We start from the raw sequence: 16,958 nt of genomic DNA, 5'->3' as shown, positions 1-16,958 counted from the left end.
CAGCTACCGCTGGGAGGTGCCCCCGGACGGAGTCTGGGGGAGGTAGCTGGGGGAGATTGAGGACAACGCGGCGAAGCCGTGTTGCGGGGTCCGGGGCGCAGCCCCGCGCAACGGACCCGCACCCGGGACACCCGGAGCGCCCAGCGGCAGCGGCTCGGCAACGACTAGCGGCAGCGGTCCACGGCCTCGATCGTCCGCGCCGCCTCACCCAGCGCGGCCCGCAGCACCGCAGGATCCGTCGCCTCGGAGAACGCGGCCTCGGGCGCGACCAGCCAGCCCGTACCGGTGATGGGCGGCGGCTCCGCCTCGTCCAGCCGGAAGCCCCGGCCGTTCGTCTGGGTGCAGGCGCTGCCCGGGACGTCCCACGCGTCCGCCGTGCCGGGCGGCACCAGGAAGCCGAGGGTGTCGCACTCGCCGTCGTGCAGCACCGGGCCGACGCCGTCGCGCAGCCGCAGGATGTCGACCGCCTCCAGGCCCTGCCGGGCGGGCACGGTGACCAGGTCGCAAGGGCCGGCCTCGACGGCCTCCCCCGCGGCGCACGGGGACGGGCTGTGGTCCTCGCGCGGCTGGTGCAGGGCCGTCGTCCGCGAGCTGCTGATGTCCACTCCGGCCTCCACCAAGGGAAACCCCTCCTCCGCCGTGCCAGCCGTGTCCGCTCCGCGCAGAGCGCGCTACACCGGTACAACGCGCGAAGGGCGTCAACGGCAACGGTGCCGGGCCGTCACAAAGGATGGCACTTCATGGCGGATCGTAAGTGAGATATCCGTTTTGTAGGAGATTTACGGGAGAACGGCCGCTGGCGGAGGGCGCGTTGCCGGTACGGTCTTCTCCGCCGATCCGGCAGCCGAACCACGAGAGGGGCCGATCATGGCCTCGTCCCACGCGTCCTCGCCGTCACCACCGCCCCGCCCGAACACGGCCTTCCGGCAGTTGCGGGGAACGCTGTCGCCGGGCGAGTTCGCGGCGGCCGTGCGGCGCGCGGCCCGGGAGATCGGCGAGCAGGTCTCGTGCGACGCGCGCTACGTCGGGCGCGTGGAGTCCGGGGAGATCCGCTGCCCCAACTACGCCTACGAGCGGGTGTTCCGGCATATGTTTCCCGGCAGGGAACCGGCGGACATGGGTTTCTCGCCGCGGAACGTGGTACGCGGCAAGAGGGCGTGCGCATCCGCCGAGGCACCGCCCCATGAGCCCGCGGGAGCGGCCGGCGGCCGGGCCCCGGGCGCTGCCGGTATCCCCTTCGAGAGCCACAAGGAGAGCGACGTGTTGCGTCGCGCGTTCATGACCAGCGGCACGGCCACCGTGGCGGCCGTCTCCCTGGGTGCCTCGCTGGGCGCCGCCCCGGGCATCCCCGTACCGCGCCGGGCCGGGGAGGCGGAGGCGGCGGCCGTGGAACAGGCCGTCCGCCGCATCCGGCTGCTGGACGACCGGCACGGCGCGGACGGCCTCTACCGGCGCGCAGCCCGGCCGTTGAAGGTCGCGTACGAGCTGCTGGACGCGGACACCCGGCGGCAGTCGGTCGCGGACCGGCTGCACGCGGGGGCGGGGGAACTGGCGATCTCCGTGGGCTGGCTCGCGCACGACTCGGGCCGCTTCGCGGACGCCCGCTCGCACTACGCGGAGGCGCTCGCCACCGCGCGGGTCGCCGGGGATCCGGGGCTGGAGGCGCACGCCTTCTGCAACACCTCGTTCCTCGCGCGGGACGCCGGGCGTCCGCGGGAGGCCGTACGGGCGGCGCAGGCGGCGCAGCGGGCCGGGCGGCAGTTGTCGTCGCCCCGGCTGATGTCGCTGCTGGCGCTGCGGGAGGCGGGCGGCTGGGCCGGGCTCGGGGACCGCGGCGCGTGCGCGGCGGCGCTGGCGCGGGCGCGCACACTGTTCGAGCGCGGGGCGGCGGACGCGGACCCGGAGTGGATGACGTTCTTCGGCGCGGCGGAGCTGGAGGGGCTGGAGGCGCAGTGCTGGTCGGTGCTGGGCGAGTGGACGCGCGCCGCGGAGCACGCGCGGCGCGCGGTCGATCTCCAGGACGCGCACTTCGCGCGCAACATCGCGCTGTTCACCACCCAGTTGGCGGGCGACCTCGCCCGCGGCGCACGACCGGACGCGGCCGCCGCCGCGGGGAACCGGGCCCTGGACGCGCTGGACGGCATCCAGTCCACGCGGATCCGTTCGATGCTGGCCGCCACGGCGCGAGTGCTGCGCGGCTGCCCTAAAGAGGCGGGTGGCTTCCTGGACCGGTACGCGGCCACGACCGGCCGTTTCTGAGCAGCGGGACCGGGGGCGGGGCCCGGCGGGAACCGCCTACGCCAAGTGGCCCGTGTCGTTCCAGCGCTCGATGGCAGGGGCCCCGTAGGCCCAGCCCAGGATGGACAGCGACGTCGGGTCGAGCCGGACGCGGGCCGCGAAGGAGGCGTCGAAGCCCAGCCAGCGCGCCCCGATCGTGCGCAGGATGTGCCCGTGGGCGAAGATCAGCACGTCGCGCTCCGCCGAGCGCGCCCATGCGACGACCTGGTCCGCGCGGGCGCTGATCTCCGCGAGGGTCTCGCCCTCGGGGACGCCGTCGCGCCAGATGAGCCAGTCGGGGCGGCCGGCCTTGATCTCGCCCGGGGTCATGCCCTCGTAGGCGCCGTAGTCCCACTCCATCAGCGCGTCCCACTCGGTGGCCCGGTCGCCGAAGCCGGCCAGCTCGCAGGTCTCCTTGGCGCGCACCAGGGGGCTCGTCCGGATCTCGACGTCCCGCAGGCCGTCCCAGGGCGCGCGGTGCAGCCGCTCGCCGAGCAGCTTGGCGCCGCGCCTGCCCTCGTCGAGGAGCGGGATGTCCGTGCGGCCGGTGTGCTTGCCGGAGAGCGACCACTCCGTCTGTCCATGCCGGGCCAGCAGGATGCGCGGTGCCATGACGAAGGCCCCTTCAGAAGATCTCGGTGATTATTCGGTGATTTTGGCTACAGATCGTGGCAGATATTTACAAGCTCCGACAGAAACGAGCCGCTCGTCCTCCATCATCGCTCACACCCGCCACAGGCAACCCTCCAGCCAATCCCGACGTCTCCCCCCTCGCACTCCGCCCCCTGTCGCCGAACAACGGGCGAACTCGGCGTTTCCGATAAGTCGCGGGGCGGTGTGCGACGGATGCGGCGTACACCGTACGGTTGCATGCGCGCTTGTTGGCCGCCTGAACACATGGAGAGCGTCCGGATGTACCGCACCGCACCACAGGGGAAGCGGCCGCGCTGGTGGACCGAGCTGCCGTTGATCGCCGTGGTGTACGCGCTGTACTCGGCGGGCCGCCTGCTGGTCAGGGGCGATGTGCAGTCGGCCGTCGATCACGGTCTGGCGATCCTCGACCTCGAGAAGACCTTCCGAATAAATTTCGAGCACCCGCTCAACCGGCTGTTCACGGACCACCCGGCCCTCGGCATACCCGCCGACTTCGCCTACGCGTCCCTGCACTACGTCCTCACCCCCGCGCTCCTGGTCTGGGCCTTCAAGCGCCGCCCGGCCGACTACCGCTTCCTGCGCAGCTGGCTGATGATCGCCACCCTCATCGGCCTCATCGGCTTCACGCTCCTGCCCACCTGCCCGCCCCGGCTGCTGGACCCCGCCGAGGGGTTCGTCGACACGATGCGGACGTACGCGTCGTACGGCTGGTGGGGCGGTGACGCCAGCGCCCCGCGCGGCCTCGGCGGGATGACCAACCAGTACGCCGCCATGCCGAGCCTGCACGTCGGCTGGGCCCTGTGGTGCGGCGTCGTGCTGTTCCGTTACGGCCGGACCACGTGGTCGAGGATCGCCGGCGTGGTCTATCCGCTGGCCATCGCGCTCGTGGTGATGGGCACCGCCAACCACTACTTCCTGGACGCCGTCGCCGGGTGCGCCGTCATGGGCGTCGGGCTGCTGCTGGCCCGGCCCGCGGTGCGGGCCGCCGACCGGATCCGGGGCCGGTTCTCCCGGCCGACAGGCAAGGAAACCACCGGTACGCCCGCGGATGTCGGTGCCGGATGCGAGACTTCGGCAGGTACAGCGCACTCCCGGGCCGCGGCCTCCGGCGCACCGGCCGGAGACGGCTCCCGGGGCGCGCCGGAGAGACTTCGCAAGGCGGAGGCCAGTGACCAGATCCCTCGACAGCCGACCCCCGACGAGGCCGGGGACAACCGTCCCGACGGCGCTGCGGCAGCGGCTCGCTGAGCTCCGCGGGCCGGGCACCGCGGCCCGCCCGCTGGACGCCCGCGCCCTGGCGGCCCTGGCCGCGAACCCGGGCTGCCGCCGCCGGGTGCTGCTCGACGGGGCCGGGGTCGACAAGGGCGCGCTGGCGCGGGCCCTGGGCGCACCGGCCTCCTTCGGGCAGTCGCAGTTCGCCCTGGCGCGCGGCCACTCCTTCGAGAAGCGGGTCAAGGCCGACGGCGGCGCCGCGCTGACCGGCCTGCTGCACGAGCGGCTCGGTGACGGCTCGCCCCCGCCGGAGCCGGGTTCCGTGGCCGTGCCCGACCTGTCCGCCGCCGGCCCCGAGGGCCGCACGGCCCGTACCGCCCTGGCCCTGCGCGAGGCCACCGGCGCCGGGCGCTGGACGCTCCTGGACCACCCTCTGCTGGCGCTGGACGTCGCCGGGACCCCCGCCTACCTGGAGCCGGACGCGGTGGTCGTGCACCCCGACGGCGGCTGGACCGTCGTGGAGATCAAGTCCTTCGCGATGGTCGACGGCGCGGCGGACCCGGCCAAGGCGGGTGCGGCGGCCCGGCAGGCGGCGGTGTACGCCCTCGCCCTGGAGGAGGTGGCGGCCCGGATCGCGGAGCCCTCCCCGCGCGTGCACGCGCGCGTGCTGCTCGTCTGTCCCAAGGACTTCTCCAACCTCCCCGCCGCCGAACTCGTCGACGTGCGCAAGCAACTCGCCACCACCCGGCGGCAGCTCACCCGGCTGTCCCGGGTCGAGGACATCGCCGCGGGGCTGCCCGCGGGCACCACCTTCGACCTGTGCCCCGCGGAGGACGGCCGCACGGCCACCCGGCCGGCCGGCGAACTGCTGGCCGCCGTCGAGGCGGTCGAGGCGGCGTACGCGCCGGAGTGCCTGGCCGCGTGCGAGCTGGCCTTCCACTGCCGCGCCCGGTCCCGGGAGGCGGGCGCCGTGGAGTCGCTCGGGCGCGGGCTGCGCGGCGAGCTGGGCGGCCTGACCACGGTCGACGCGGTGCTCGCCGCCGCCCGGAGCGAGGCGGGCGACCCGGAGGACCCCGCCGTCGCCGCCCTCCGTCGCGCGGCCGCCCTGCGCACGGAAGCGCTGGCCCTGTCCGGCACGGGTACGGAGGCCGCCGGATGACACCCAGCCGTACGGGCTCCCGCCGTACGAAGCCCCGCGTCCCCGCCTCCGTCCGGACGGAGGCCGCATGTCGCTGATCACCGCGCTCGCGCGCATGGAGGCCGTACGGGAGGGCAGGGCCCGCCCGCTGACGACCGTGCGGCACCGGCACCTGGCGGAGCGGCCCCTCGTCCTCGTACCGCTCACCACCGCCGGTGAGGCGGGCGCCCCGCTCGGCGCGCTCGTGGGCACCGACCGGGACGCCCCGCGGCTGCTGGTGGTGCCCCAGCCGCGCGACCGCGACCTGCGCTCCGCGTTCCTCGCGGAGCTGGCCGACGCCGTGCTGCCCTACGTCGAGGGCTTCGCCGACGCGGTGGAGACGGAGGAGCGCAAGGAGACCGACCCGGCGACCGGGAAGAAGGTGCCCGTCGAGGTCGAACTGTGCGCCGACGCGCCCCAGTTGCTGGTGCCGGGCGCGGCGGGCGTGGAGTACGTCCGGCTGCTGGGCCGCTCCATGCGCTTCCGCCGCACCGCCGAGCAGGACCCGGAGGCCCTCTTCCCGGCGCCCCCGCGCGTGCCGCTGCTCGGGCGCTGGCTGACGCACTTCGGGGAGCGGGCGCGGGTGCCCGGTTCGTCGCTGCTGATGCCGATGACGCGGCTCCTCGCCCGGCACTGGGCGACGGGGCAGAGCAATCTGGAGGACCAGCACCTGGGCGCGCTGCTCGCCTGGCTCGCCCCGCCGCCGGGGACGACCGGCGCCGAGGCGGCGCTGCGCGCGGAACTCGCCCGGGACGCTGAGGGCCTGCTGCTCTGCCCGCCCGCCGGCCCCGCCACGGACCCCGCCTTCGACAACAGGAAGCTGGCGCCCGCGACGGCCCGCTACGACCGTGCCCGCGCGGAGGCGGCGGAGGCCACGGCCGCACCGGCCGCCGCGCCGCACTCGGGCACGTCGATGGCGAAGGCCCGGCAGCGCGCCGCGAACAGCGCGCTGGAGAGCGCCGAACGGGAGATCCGCGCCCTCCTGACGTCCCAGCTGCGCCCCACCTGGGACGCCGTGTGGCAGGGCGTCGACCTGCTGCGGGCCCTGCCCGAGGGCGAGCGGGTCGCCGAGCGGTGGAAGCGCGACCGCTGGTCGTACACCACGCACCGCGACCGCGTACGGGCCGGGGAGCCTCCCCAGCCGCGGCGGGACGACGCGGTGACCGCGGCCCGGAAGCTGGCGGCACGGGAGACGGCGCTGACGCGGCTGGACGCGCAGGAGGCGCTGGACGATCCGCTGGTGATGGCCGCGCGGCGGCTGGCGGGCGAGGCGTTCGCGGGGGAGGTCGTCGAGGTGGTCATGGAGTACTCGGAGGCGAAGGTGCCGCGCCCGCGCCCGCTGGTGACGGTGCGCACGGACGACGCGCCGCTGCTGTCCGGGGGCACGAAGCTGTACCGGGCGCTCGGCGGGACCGCGCAGACCGCGGAGTTCGTGGGGCCGGTGCCGGACGAGCCGGGTGCGCTGACGGTCCGGCTGACCGGCGGCATGGGCCGGGGCAAGGTGCCGGAGCCGGGGTCCGTGCCGGAGAAGGGCGACCGCGTCTGCTGGACGCTCTTCGAGCACTCCCCCCGCGGCGGCCCCGAACTGCCCGACCCCGAGCGGACGCCCTGGACCCACGGCGGCCCGCCGGACGGAACGGCGGACGCGCCGGACCCGGTGACCGCGGAGGACCACCTGTGAAGGCGACCGGAGCAGTGCCCCCCGTCCCGGCGCCGCGCACCCGTACCGCCGCCTTCGACCCCTCCGCGGCGGCCGCCGCGGCGACCGGGGCGATCCTGCGCGACACCCTGCACGGCGCGCACCGCGGTGTCGTCGTCGACTCCCCGCCGGGCGCGGGCAAGTCGACGCTGGTCGTGCGGGCGGCACGGGAACTGGCCGCCGCGGGCCGTCCGCTGATGATCGTCGCGCAGACCAACGCCCAGGTCGACGACCTGGTGCTGCGGCTGGCGGAGAAGGACCCGGAGCTGCCGGTCGGGCGGCTGCACAGCAACGAGGCGCGGCCCTACGACCTGGCGCTCGACGCCCTCCCGTCGGTGGTGAAGTCCGCGCGGGCGGCCGATCTCGCGGGGCTCGACGTCGTGGTGTCCACGGCCGCGAAGTGGGCGCACACCAAGGTCGCCGAGCCCTGGGGGCATGCGATCGTCGACGAGGCGTACCAGATGCGGTCGGACGCGCTGCTGGCGGTGGCCGGGCTCTTCGAACGGGCGCTGTTCGTGGGCGACCCGGGGCAGTTGGACCCGTTCAGCGTGGTCGGCGCCGAGGGCGCGGCGCAGTGGGCCGGGCTGTCGTACGACCCGTCGGCGAGCGCGGTGTCCACGCTGCTCGCCCACAATCCGGGCCTGCCGCAGCACCGGCTGCCGGTCTCCTGGCGGCTCCCCGCTTCGGCCGCGCCCCTGGTGTCGGCGGCCTTCTATCCGTACACGCCGTTCCGCAGCGGCACGGACCACGGCGACCGGCGGCTGGCCTTCGGGGTGCCGTCGGACGGCTCGGCGGCGGACCGCGTGCTGGACGAGGCCGCCGCGTCGGGCTGGGGGCTGCTGGAGCTGCCCGCCCGGCACACGCCGCGCACGGACCCGGAGGCGGTCGGCGCGGTGGCGCTGGTCGTCCGGCGGCTGCTCGACCGGGGCGGGGCGGCGACGAGCGAGCTCCCGCCCGGCCCGGTGCCGCTCACGGCGGACCGGATCGCGGTGGGCACGGCCCACCGCGACCAGGCGGCCGCCGTCCGGCACGCCCTGGCCGGGCTGGGTGTCCCGGACGTGACGGTGGACACGGCGAACCGGCTGCAGGGCCGGGAGTTCGACGTGACGGTGGTGCTGCACCCGCTGTCGGGCCGGCCGGACGCGACCGCCTTCCACCTGGAGACGGGCCGCCTGTGCGTCCTGGCCTCACGGCACCGGCACGCGTGCGTGGTGGTGGGCCGCGCGGGCGTCGACACGCTGCTGGACGAACACCCGTCGACGGAGCCGGTGCAACTGGGAGTGACGATGAAGTTCCCGGACGGCTGGGAGGCGAACCACGCCGTGTGGGCACACCTGCTGGAGCACCGGGTGCGGTGGCGGGGCTGACGAACGCCGGACGAAGTCCGGCACGCCGCCGGAGGCGGCCGAAGAACACAGCCCGGACGGCTGGGAGGCGAACCACGCCGTGTGGGCGCACCTGCTGGAGCACCGGGTGCGGTGGCGGGGCTGACGCCGGGATCGGCGCGGGGCCGGTCCGGGGCGCTCACCTGAGAGCCGGAAACCCCTCCCCCGTGGGCGCACTTGCGCGGCGCAGGACAATGGATGGCGGTGCAGACGATCCTGGAGGTATGTACATGTGCGAGCCGAAGCAGGCTCCCGGCGCGCGCGACAGCGGTCCGCGCCGCTTGAAGCCCGCGCAGCTGCTCTTCGAACCGCCCGAGGCCGTCGCCGACCCGGAGCACTTCTTCGACCTGGAGTCGATCGAGGACCCGCGGGAGCTGCTGGACCGCTCCACCGAGCTGGCGATGGCGTTCCGCGCCGCCGCGGACAGGGCGACCGAGTTCCAGGCGGTGGCAGCGGCCCAGCTCGCCGACCCCGGGCGCTTCGACCGGCTGCCGACCGCGGTGATCGCGGAGCGCGCCGAGTGGAGCGAGGACTACGCGAAGAAGATGGTCGAGTTCGGCCGTGATCTGCTGCGGGGCGGCAGCACCGTCGAGTGACCGACGCGGCCCGTGGTTCCCTGCCGTGGGCCGTTGGCATATGCGCCGCGGAAGATAGCGCACCACGCACCGCGCTGTCCCGACTTCCGGCAACTATCGGAAATGGCCGGTGACTTGCCCGGGAGCATGGGTGCCATGACCTCCCGGCCGAACGACCCCCGCCCCGTCCGTCTCCCGTCGTCCCCCTCCGTCCGCGCCTTCCCGGCCGCCGTCCGGCCGGGCCGCCCGTTCGCCCGCCGGGCGGCGCCGGCCCGGGGCGGGGTCCGGCGGGCCCCCGGCGACGGGCTCCGGCACACCGCCGCCCCCGTGACGCTCGCCGGGGCCGACTGGCTCGCCTCCGCCGGGCCGTCCCCGCATCAGGTGCACGCCCTGTGGGCGGAGAGTCCGGGCGCCCCCATGGTGCTGCCGTGCGGCACGACGTTCGACGTGGTGGGCGTCCCCGCCCTCTTCGGGCGGAAGGTCCTGGACCGGTTATGGACGACCGGGCCGGGCTCCGGGCCGGTCGCCGTCCAGCGCGGGCGGCTGCTGCTCTTCGCCTCCCCCGGCACCGCCCAGCGGCTGCCCGCGCTGCTGGCCTGGGAGGAGTGGGCCCGTGCGATGCCACCGCTGCTGTGTCACGGCACAGGCGACGCGGTGACCGTCCCCCCGCTCTATCCGCCCGCCGAGGAGGAACCCGTGCCCCCGGCCTCCCGCTGGCTGGTCGCCCCCGAGGTGCGCCACCCCTGGCTGCCGGACGCGGAGGTGCTGCTGTGGGCGTGCGTACGGGTCGCCCGCGAGGCCGCCGACGCCTTGGACAGGCCCGTGACCAGCACACCCACGTTCTGAGCCCGCTCAAACATACGGATTTTCGTTCCACCGGAACGGGGTGCTAAAGTCTTCCACGTCAGCAGGCGCCGCTAGCTCAGTTGGTTAGAGCAGCTGACTCTTAATCAGCGGGTCCGGGGTTCGAGTCCCTGGCGGCGCACAGACGGAAGAAGGCCCCCACCACTGGTGGGGGCCTTCTTCGTGCGCGGGCACCCGGCGGGCACGCGCTCAGTCCCGGGTCACCCCGACCGTCCAGGACCCGGCCGCCGTGCGTCCGCGCACCGTGACCCGTACGCCGTCCGCCTCCGAGCGGAGGGACTCTCCCACGCCGAGCGGGGCGTCCGCGAGCGTCGGGTAGACGGACTCGCCCCAGCACGCCTGGTGTCCGGGGTGTCCGTCCAGCACCTGCACGGGCCCGTTGCCGGACGCGACATCGCTCTGCACCCGGTAGACCAGGACGCCTTCCGTGCAGGTGGCGGCGTCGTTGCCGGACGCGGAGCGGGCCTCGACGGCGATGGCGCTGGTGGGGCCGGTACGGACCACGACCATGCGGGTCCGGTTGTCGCCGCCGGGAAGCATCGGGGCCTCCAGCGGCTGGAGGGTGTGCAGGCTGCTGCCGCGGCCCGGGACGCAGGCGACCTGGCGCGCGGTGAGCCAGCCCAGCTTCCACTTGTGCCAGCCGAAGGGGTCCGAGGCCAGCCCGAACTGGCTGCCCATGAGGTCCCAGTCGCCGACGTGGGTGTCCCAGTCGCCCTTGCCGTCCGTGGGCCGGTGGTAGAGGTCGGGCAGGTCCAGGACGTGCCCGGTCTCGTGGGCGAGGACGTTGCGGTCCGGCGGATGGTGTTCGAAGACGGTGACGACGCGGCGCAGGGTGGTGCCGTCGACCTGGACGGGGTGGTCGAGGTTGACGACCTTGGTCGCGTCGGAGTCGACGCCCGGGGCGTCGGGGTCGGCGACGAAGTAGACGAGGTCGTAGCGGCTGAAGTCGACCTGGCCCTCGGCGGCCGCGATGGCGTCGCGCAGGTACTCGGAGCGCCGGTCGCCGTCCCAGTCGCGCTGTATCCGGTACGTGGTGGCGGAGCGGGGCATCCGCAGCCAGTGGCGCATCGGGTGGGCGCGGAGCGAGAACCGTCCGTAGGAGGCGCGCTCGAAGAAGCGGGTGGTGGCGGGGAAGTGGTCCGCCGCGAGCCGTTCGGGGGTGACCTCGGGCCGGGAGTCAGGGAAGGACAGGAAGATCATCACGGCGTCGAGGCGGCCGACGGGCCGGGGATAGGCCGGGTTCCAGGTGTCGAGGCCCTCGGAGTGGTGCGCCTGACTGCGCGGGAGCGCGCACGGGCCGCCGGGCCCCACGGCGTGCGCCGGTCCCGCGATGACCGTGGTGGCGATCGCGCAGAGGGCGGTGAGGACGGCCCCGGCCCGGCGCAGCCGTGGTCTTTCCACCCCCATGGGTGTCTGCGGACGCACCACGTCGACCTCCCGGAACGGATTCGGGACACCTCATCCAGCCTCAATCGCTTTGTGGTGATATGCCCGTTTCTATTGCCCCGGTCGAGTGACTAAGCCGACTTCTGGGTACATCACACTCAGTCACTGATGGTCAATCGAGATGGCGCAGCACCATCAGCTCAGCCATGAGCGCGCACGGTCGAGCAGAAATGGACAAACCGGAGAAGGCGCCAGGGGCGGCGGGGGCCGGGCCGCTGGATCGGTCCACGTGCGAGCCCTATGATCGCCACATTTCCAGCACGGATTCCCCCGGACAGACGGCCGTCCGCCGGATGCTCGGACATGCGTACGAGAGCCAAGAGACCCATACGAAACCAGTGCGGAACGAATGCCATGCGGGAGCGAGCGGTGAGCGGAACCCTCGACGGCCAGGGCGGCGCGCCCGGCTCAACGCCTACAGTCGTCACGCAACGTAACGAATCCAGCGATTTTCGTGCCGCCTTCCATGCCGCGCAGCTCGCCATGGCCGTGGTGGGCCGCGACGGTCTGGTCCGTACCGCCAACCACGCGCTCGGCAAGCTGCTGGGCACCGATCCGGCCCGGCTCACCGACGCACCGGCCGCCGACTTCGCCGGGCTGCGCGAGGACCCGCGCGTCTGGAGCGCGTACCGCGAGGTGCTGCTCGGGCGACGGGACCGGCTGCACTGCACCCGGCGGCTCGGGCGGCGGGGCGGGCAGGGGGTGTGGGCGGAGGTGGTCGTCACCCCGCTGCCGGACAGCTGCGACACCCTGCTGTCGGTGGCGGACATCAGCGACCGGCGCGATCTGCGGGCCCGGCTGCGGCATTTGAGAATGCACGACCCGGTGACCCGGCTGCCCAACCGGAGCCTGTTCTTCGAGCGGCTGACCGCGGCACTCGCCTCGGGGTCCGTCGCGCACGGCGGGCGCGGCCGGATCGGGCTGTGCTACCTCGATCTGGACGGCTTCAAGGCCATCAACGACACCCTCGGGCACCGGGCGGGCGACCGGCTGCTGGGGGCGGTCGCGAAGCGGCTGACGGAGTGCGCGGCGCCCGGCGGCCATCTGGTGGCCCGGCTCGGCGGCGACGAATTCGCGCTGCTGGTCGAGGAATCGGCGGGCACCGAGCAGCTCGTCGGGCTCGCCGCGGCCGTCCAGGCGGCGCTCCAGCGGCCGTTCGAGGTGGCCGGGCAGCGGCTGGCGGTGTCGGCGAGCATCGGCGTCGTCGAGCGCCCGGCGGCCGGTACGCACGCGACGGAGCTGATGCAGGCCGCGGACACCACGCTGTACTGGGCGAAGGCCGACGGCAAGGCCCGCTGGACCCTCTTCGACCCGGAGCGCAACGCCCACCGGATGACCCGGCAGGCCCTCTCCAGCACCCTGCGGCCGGCGGTCGAGCGGGATGAATTCGTGCTCCAGTACCAGCCGTTGGTGGGGCTGGGCGACGGGGTCGTGCGGGGTGTGGAGGCGCTGGTGCGGTGGCGCCACCCGCAGTTCGGGATGCTCCCGCCGAATCGGTTCATCGGCCTCGCGGAGGAGACCGGCGCCATCGTCCCCCTCGGCCGCTGGGTGCTCGCCACCGCCTGCCGTCAGGCGCGCCGCTGGCAGCTGGCCCACCCCCGGGAGCCGATCGTCGTCAGCGTCAACGTGGCCGTGCGGCAGGTCTGGGACTCCGACCTGGTCGCGGACGTGGCGGCGATCCTCGCCGAGACGGGGCTGCCGCCCCGGCTGCTCCAGCTGGAGCTCACGGAGTCCGCCGTGATGGGCTCGGCGGGGCGGCCGCTGCAACAGCTGCACCAGCTCAGCGACATGGGGGTGGCCATCGCCATCGACGACTTCGGCACCGGCTACTCCAACCTCGCCTACCTCAGCAGACTGCCGGTCTCCACGCTCAAGCTCGACGGCTCCTTCGTGCACGGCTTCCGCGCGGAGGAGCCGCCGAATCCGGCGGACGAGACGATCGTGGAGGCGCTGGTGCAGCTGGCCCACCGGCTGGGGATCAAGGTGACGGCGGAGTGCGTGGAGAGCGCGGAGCAGGCCGAGCGCCTCGGCCGCATCGGATGCGACACCGGTCAGGGCTGGTTCTACTCCCGGCCGGTCGCGGCCGACTCGATCTCGGCGCTCCTGACGGAGGGGGTGGTGGGCGCGGCCTCTTCTCCGCACCGCACCTTCCCCTGACCGGGGCTACGCGGCGGGCAGCCCGTAGACGTCCGCGATCAGCTCGAAGCTGCGCAGCCGCGCGTCCGCGCCGTGCGCGTTGCTGGTGATCATCAGCTCGTCCACCCCGGTCCGCTTCACCAGCGCGTTCAGGCCGTCCGCCACCTCGTCCGGCGTCCCGTGCACCACGTTGGACAGCCAGTCGTCGACGAAGTCCCGCTCCGCGGGGCTGTAGTCGTAGGACTCCGCCTCCTCCGGCGTCGGGATCAGGCCGGGCCGGCCCGTGCGCAGCCGCAGCATCGAGAGCGCCCCGGTGCGGGCCTGCCGGCGGGCCTCCGCCGCGTCGTCCGAGGCGAACGCCTGCACTCCGATCTTGGCGTACGGACGGTCGAGGACCTCGGACGGCCGGAAGGACTCCCGGTAGAGGTCGAGGGCCGGGACGGTGTTGGCCGACGAGAAGTGGTGCGCGAAGGAGAACGGCAGCCCGAGCACCCCGGCGAGCCGTGCGCTGAAGCCGGAGGAGCCGAGCAGCCAGATCGAGGGACGGTCGGCCCGCTGCACCCCACCGGGGACCCGGCCCTGCACGGGCCCGGGGATGGCGTGGATGCGGGAGTAGGGGTGGCCGTCCGGGAAGTCGTCGTCCAGGAAGCGGGTCAGCTCGGAGAGCTGCTGGGGGAAGTCGTCCGCGTCCTCCCGGAGCCGGTCCGCACGGCGCAGCGCCGCGGCGGTCGCGCCGTCCGTGCCGGGCGCGCGCCCGAGCCCGAGGTCGATGCGGCCCGGGGCGAACGCCTCCAGGGTGCCGAACTGCTCGGCGATGACGAGCGGCGCGTGGTTGGGCAGCATGACCCCGCCCGAGCCGAGGCGGATGCGGTCGGTGTGGGCGGCTATGTGGGCCAGCACGACGGCCGGGGAGGAGCTGGCGATCCCGGGCATCGAGTGGTGCTCGGCGACCCAGAAGCGGTGGAAGCCACGCCGCTCGGCGAGCCTGGCCAGCTCCACGGTGGTGGCGAGCGCCTGCCCGGCGGTCCGGCCGCTGCCGACGGTCGCCAGATCCAGCACGGACAGGGGCACGGGCGCGCTCCCCCGCGCAGTACCCCGGATGAAGTCACCGTCCTGTACGTCGGCCACGGTGGTCCGCCTTCCTGCTCACCGGCGGCACTCTCGTGCCGCGCTCCGGTCGTTTCGGGTCGTTTCGCCAGCGGACAACCGGAGAAGATCTCCGGTTATTCCCGGAGGTCATGGACTTCCCGATCTTCCCCGCCCTTCCCCGATCTTCCCCGCGGCCTCACGGGACCCACATGACATACGCATATGCCATGGTGGCGAGGTCCTGCACAGGGGCGCACGAGTCGGCCACGGTACGGTCAACACCCTCTTCTTATCGCACCTTTCGCGGATATCGTGGGCAGCGGGAAACCCACCGGAAGCCCGTAAGGGGGGAAACCGTGGCGCTCAAACCCGAGCCGATGGCGCCGCTCCACTCGGTGCAGTACGCCCTCCGCGTCCTGGAGGCGGTCGCCGGACGGCCCGCGGGGGTGACCGAGTCCCACATCGCGCGCGAGACCGGCCTGCCCGCCCGCCACCTCACCCCGCTGCTGCTGATGCTCCGCCGCGAGGGCTACGTCCAGCGGCTGCCCGACGGCGCGTACGCGGTGGGCGACGTCCAGGCCCTGACGGCCTCCGGCCGCGACCGCGAGCTCGCCCTCCGGACCAGGCTCCGGCAGTCGCTGTCGGCGCTGCGCGACTCCGTCGGCGCCGCCGTCTACCTGAGCCGCTACATCGACGGCGAGATCAGCATCACGGAGTACGCGGACGGGCCGCAGACCCCCAAGGTCCACGAGTGGGTCGACTTCCGCTCGGCCGCCCACGCCAGCGCCCTGGGGAAGTGCCTGCTCACCCAGCTCGACCACGACGACCGCCGCGACCACCTCTCCCGGCACAGGACCGCCCGGCTCACCTCCCGGACGATCACCAGCGAGAAGGTGCTCCTCCGCCAGCTCGACGCCCGGCCCGCGACCGTCCCCGTCCTCGACCTCCAGGAGTACGCGGTGGGCACGGTCTGCGCGGCGGTGCCGATGACGGCCGGGCGCTCGGTCGGCTGCCTGGCCCTGTCGCTCCCGCTGGACCGCGCCCACCGCCTGCGGCACGCCGCCGACACCCTGAACCGCCGCGCGGCGCCCCTGCTGCTGTCGCTCGCCCTCTGACCGCGCGGGCCGGTCCAGGACCGGCCCCGGACCGGCGGCGGTGGAGAGCACCCTTCCGGACCAGGTATATTTATCTCGTCAGCAGGCGCCGCTAGCTCAGTTGGTTAGAGCAGCTGACTCTTAATCAGCGGGTCCGGGGTTCGAGTCCCTGGCGGCGCACAGACGGAAGAAGGCCCCTCGCCAATCGGTGAGGGGCCTTCTTCGTGCACGCACGGCCACCGGAACCCGGGGCCCGGGACCCCGGAGACCCCCGAGACGCCGATGACATAAGTCATCGCCGACCCGTGATCGACGAATCTGCCGCCGTTCCTCCCCCGCCGACAGACTTCTTGCCATGGACACCGCGACGATCACCGCAGCCCCCGCCCCCGCCATGGACACCGCCATGGACACCGCCACGGGCACCGAGCAGGTGGCCGGGATCAAGCCGCTGCCGGTCTGGTACTTCGCCTTCGAGGCCGTGGCCTCCGCCTCGTACGACCTGTACATGGCCTTCCCCGGCCAGGCGCTCTGGGTGCTGATCCCGCTGGCCGTCTGCAACCTCGTCATCTCCCTGACCCTGCTGCGCTCGCGGCTGCGGCTCGCGAAGCGGCTGTGGCGCGGCAAGGGCACCCGCAAGATCGCCATCGGGCTGGTCGCCCTGCGCCTCGGCAGCCACTTCGCGCTGACCCTGATGGGCGCGGCCGTGGTCTCCCGGGCGGGGCACCTCGTCTTCGCGGCCGTGATGGGTGTGCTCTCGGGCGCCATGCTCTGGTTCACCCAGCGCACCGCCCTGCGGGCGGTCGCCGCCGGGGACGCCCGGCACGCGCTCGCCACGCGGGAGGCGTGAGGGGCCCGTAGCATGGAGGACCCGCCGCCCTCGCGCAACGAGAACAGGAAGGAGCGGTACGTGCCGCAGCAGCGCCGCCCGTCGGCGGCCGCCGTGCTCCTGTTCCTCCTCGCGGTGGTCTTCGGCCCGTCCCTCGCCGGGACGGGCTCCTTCGCGTTCGCGTCCGGGAAGCCCGCGGCCGCGCAACCGCCCGCGGCGGTGCCCGAGGCCCGGCCGCACACCGCCGACGCCCCCGGCACCGGCGGCACCTGCACCCCGCAGAACGCCCCGATCGGCGGTACCCAGGCGGTCGTCGCCCACCCGCAGACCGACCCCCTCACCGGCCCCGGCGGCGCCACGCGCGCCTCTCTGCCCACGGGCCGGGCGCCCCGGCCGGGCGGCCCCCGGGCCCCGCCCGTTCCGGTGGCGGGCTGCGCCGAGCTGCTCCCCGTCCTACGGATCTAGACCGTCCGCCCACGGCCCGCGCACCGGGCCGTGTCCCGGCACGTCCAGATATCCGT

Annotated in this window: 15 protein-coding genes and 2 tRNA genes; 13 read left to right on the top strand and 4 right to left on the bottom strand. The window is 74.3% G+C overall.

Annotated features, from left to right (window positions below; genetic code table 11):
* Positions 1–164: 164 nt before the first annotated feature.
* Positions 165–605: a hypothetical protein gene (locus ACWD4A_RS23215; RefSeq protein ID WP_451196848.1), complete on the bottom strand. Its 441-nt coding sequence runs from the start codon at positions 603–605 to the stop codon at positions 165–167.
* A gap of 262 nt (positions 606–867) precedes the next feature.
* Between ACWD4A_RS23215 and ACWD4A_RS23210 the strand changes: the two genes are divergently transcribed.
* Positions 868–2,259 carry a tetratricopeptide repeat protein gene (locus tag ACWD4A_RS23210; protein ID WP_451196845.1) on the top strand — a complete coding sequence of 464 codons (1,392 nt, stop codon included), beginning with the start codon at positions 868–870 and terminating at the stop codon, positions 2,257–2,259.
* 36 nt (positions 2,260–2,295) lie between these two features.
* On the opposite strand, the gene ACWD4A_RS23205 is transcribed toward ACWD4A_RS23210, so the two are convergent.
* On the bottom strand, positions 2,296–2,889 hold the full coding sequence (locus tag ACWD4A_RS23205; protein ID WP_451196842.1) for a histidine phosphatase family protein: 594 nt from the start codon (positions 2,887–2,889) through the stop codon (positions 2,296–2,298).
* A gap of 300 nt (positions 2,890–3,189) precedes the next feature.
* Here ACWD4A_RS23205 and ACWD4A_RS23200 point away from each other — a divergent pair, with 300 nt between their 5' ends.
* The 7 genes from ACWD4A_RS23200 (at position 3,190) to ACWD4A_RS23170 (ending at position 9,964) form a co-directional block, all read left to right on the top strand.
* The gene (locus tag ACWD4A_RS23200) at positions 3,190–4,179 is read left to right on the top strand and encodes a phosphatase PAP2 family protein (protein ID WP_451196840.1); all 990 of its coding nucleotides are present in this window, start codon (positions 3,190–3,192) and stop codon (positions 4,177–4,179) included.
* Positions 4,100–5,302, top strand: coding sequence for a hypothetical protein (locus tag ACWD4A_RS23195; protein WP_451196838.1), 1,203 nt, complete (start codon positions 4,100–4,102; stop codon positions 5,300–5,302). The genes ACWD4A_RS23200 and ACWD4A_RS23195 overlap by 80 nt, the downstream gene beginning before the upstream one ends.
* A gap of 67 nt (positions 5,303–5,369) precedes the next feature.
* Complete coding sequence (locus ACWD4A_RS23190) at positions 5,370–7,001, top strand: hypothetical protein (RefSeq protein ID WP_451196836.1); 1,632 nt, start codon at positions 5,370–5,372, stop codon at positions 6,999–7,001.
* 14 nt (positions 7,002–7,015) lie between these two features.
* Entirely contained in the window at positions 7,016–8,386 is a 1,371-nt protein-coding gene (locus ACWD4A_RS23185) for an AAA domain-containing protein (RefSeq protein WP_451196833.1), read from the top strand.
* A gap of 248 nt (positions 8,387–8,634) precedes the next feature.
* A complete protein-coding gene (locus ACWD4A_RS23180) occupies positions 8,635–9,000 on the top strand; it encodes a hypothetical protein (RefSeq protein WP_451196831.1) in 366 nt (121 codons plus the stop codon).
* A 135-nt stretch (positions 9,001–9,135) separates the two neighbouring features.
* Positions 9,136–9,825, top strand: a complete 690-nt coding sequence (locus tag ACWD4A_RS23175) for a bifunctional DNA primase/polymerase (RefSeq protein WP_451196829.1) — start codon at positions 9,136–9,138, stop codon at positions 9,823–9,825.
* Between the two features lie 65 nt (positions 9,826–9,890).
* Positions 9,891–9,964 (top strand) — tRNA-Lys (locus tag ACWD4A_RS23170).
* A 68-nt stretch (positions 9,965–10,032) separates the two neighbouring features.
* Here the strand turns inward: ACWD4A_RS23170 and ACWD4A_RS23165 are convergent.
* On the bottom strand, positions 10,033–11,250 hold the full coding sequence (locus ACWD4A_RS23165) for a M6 family metalloprotease domain-containing protein (protein WP_451196861.1): 1,218 nt from the start codon (positions 11,248–11,250) through the stop codon (positions 10,033–10,035).
* 408 nt (positions 11,251–11,658) lie between these two features.
* Here ACWD4A_RS23165 and ACWD4A_RS23160 point away from each other — a divergent pair, with 408 nt between their 5' ends.
* On the top strand, positions 11,659–13,446 hold the full coding sequence (locus ACWD4A_RS23160; RefSeq protein ID WP_451196827.1) for a putative bifunctional diguanylate cyclase/phosphodiesterase: 1,788 nt from the start codon (positions 11,659–11,661) through the stop codon (positions 13,444–13,446).
* Between the two features lie 6 nt (positions 13,447–13,452).
* On the opposite strand, the gene ACWD4A_RS23155 is transcribed toward ACWD4A_RS23160, so the two are convergent.
* Positions 13,453–14,553, bottom strand: a complete 1,101-nt coding sequence (locus ACWD4A_RS23155) for an LLM class flavin-dependent oxidoreductase (RefSeq protein WP_451196824.1) — start codon at positions 14,551–14,553, stop codon at positions 13,453–13,455.
* 317 nt (positions 14,554–14,870) lie between these two features.
* Between ACWD4A_RS23155 and ACWD4A_RS23150 the strand changes: the two genes are divergently transcribed.
* From ACWD4A_RS23150 to ACWD4A_RS23135, 4 genes are all read left to right on the top strand, one after another.
* Positions 14,871–15,629, top strand: coding sequence for an IclR family transcriptional regulator (locus ACWD4A_RS23150; RefSeq protein ID WP_451196822.1), 759 nt, complete (start codon positions 14,871–14,873; stop codon positions 15,627–15,629).
* An 85-nt stretch (positions 15,630–15,714) separates the two neighbouring features.
* Positions 15,715–15,788: transfer RNA gene (locus ACWD4A_RS23145), tRNA-Lys, on the top strand.
* A 175-nt stretch (positions 15,789–15,963) separates the two neighbouring features.
* Positions 15,964–16,458 (top strand): hypothetical protein, encoded by a 495-nt coding sequence (locus ACWD4A_RS23140; RefSeq protein ID WP_451196819.1) that lies wholly within the window; start codon positions 15,964–15,966, stop codon positions 16,456–16,458.
* 12 nt (positions 16,459–16,470) lie between these two features.
* On the top strand, positions 16,471–16,902 hold the full coding sequence (locus ACWD4A_RS23135) for a hypothetical protein (RefSeq protein WP_451196816.1): 432 nt from the start codon (positions 16,471–16,473) through the stop codon (positions 16,900–16,902).
* Positions 16,903–16,958: the final 56 nt, after the last annotated feature.

The sequence above is a fragment of the Streptomyces sp. NPDC002537 genome (genome assembly GCF_053594975.1).
Note: the sequence above shows the minus strand (reverse complement) of the source record. Positions and strands in the feature narration are given on the sequence as shown.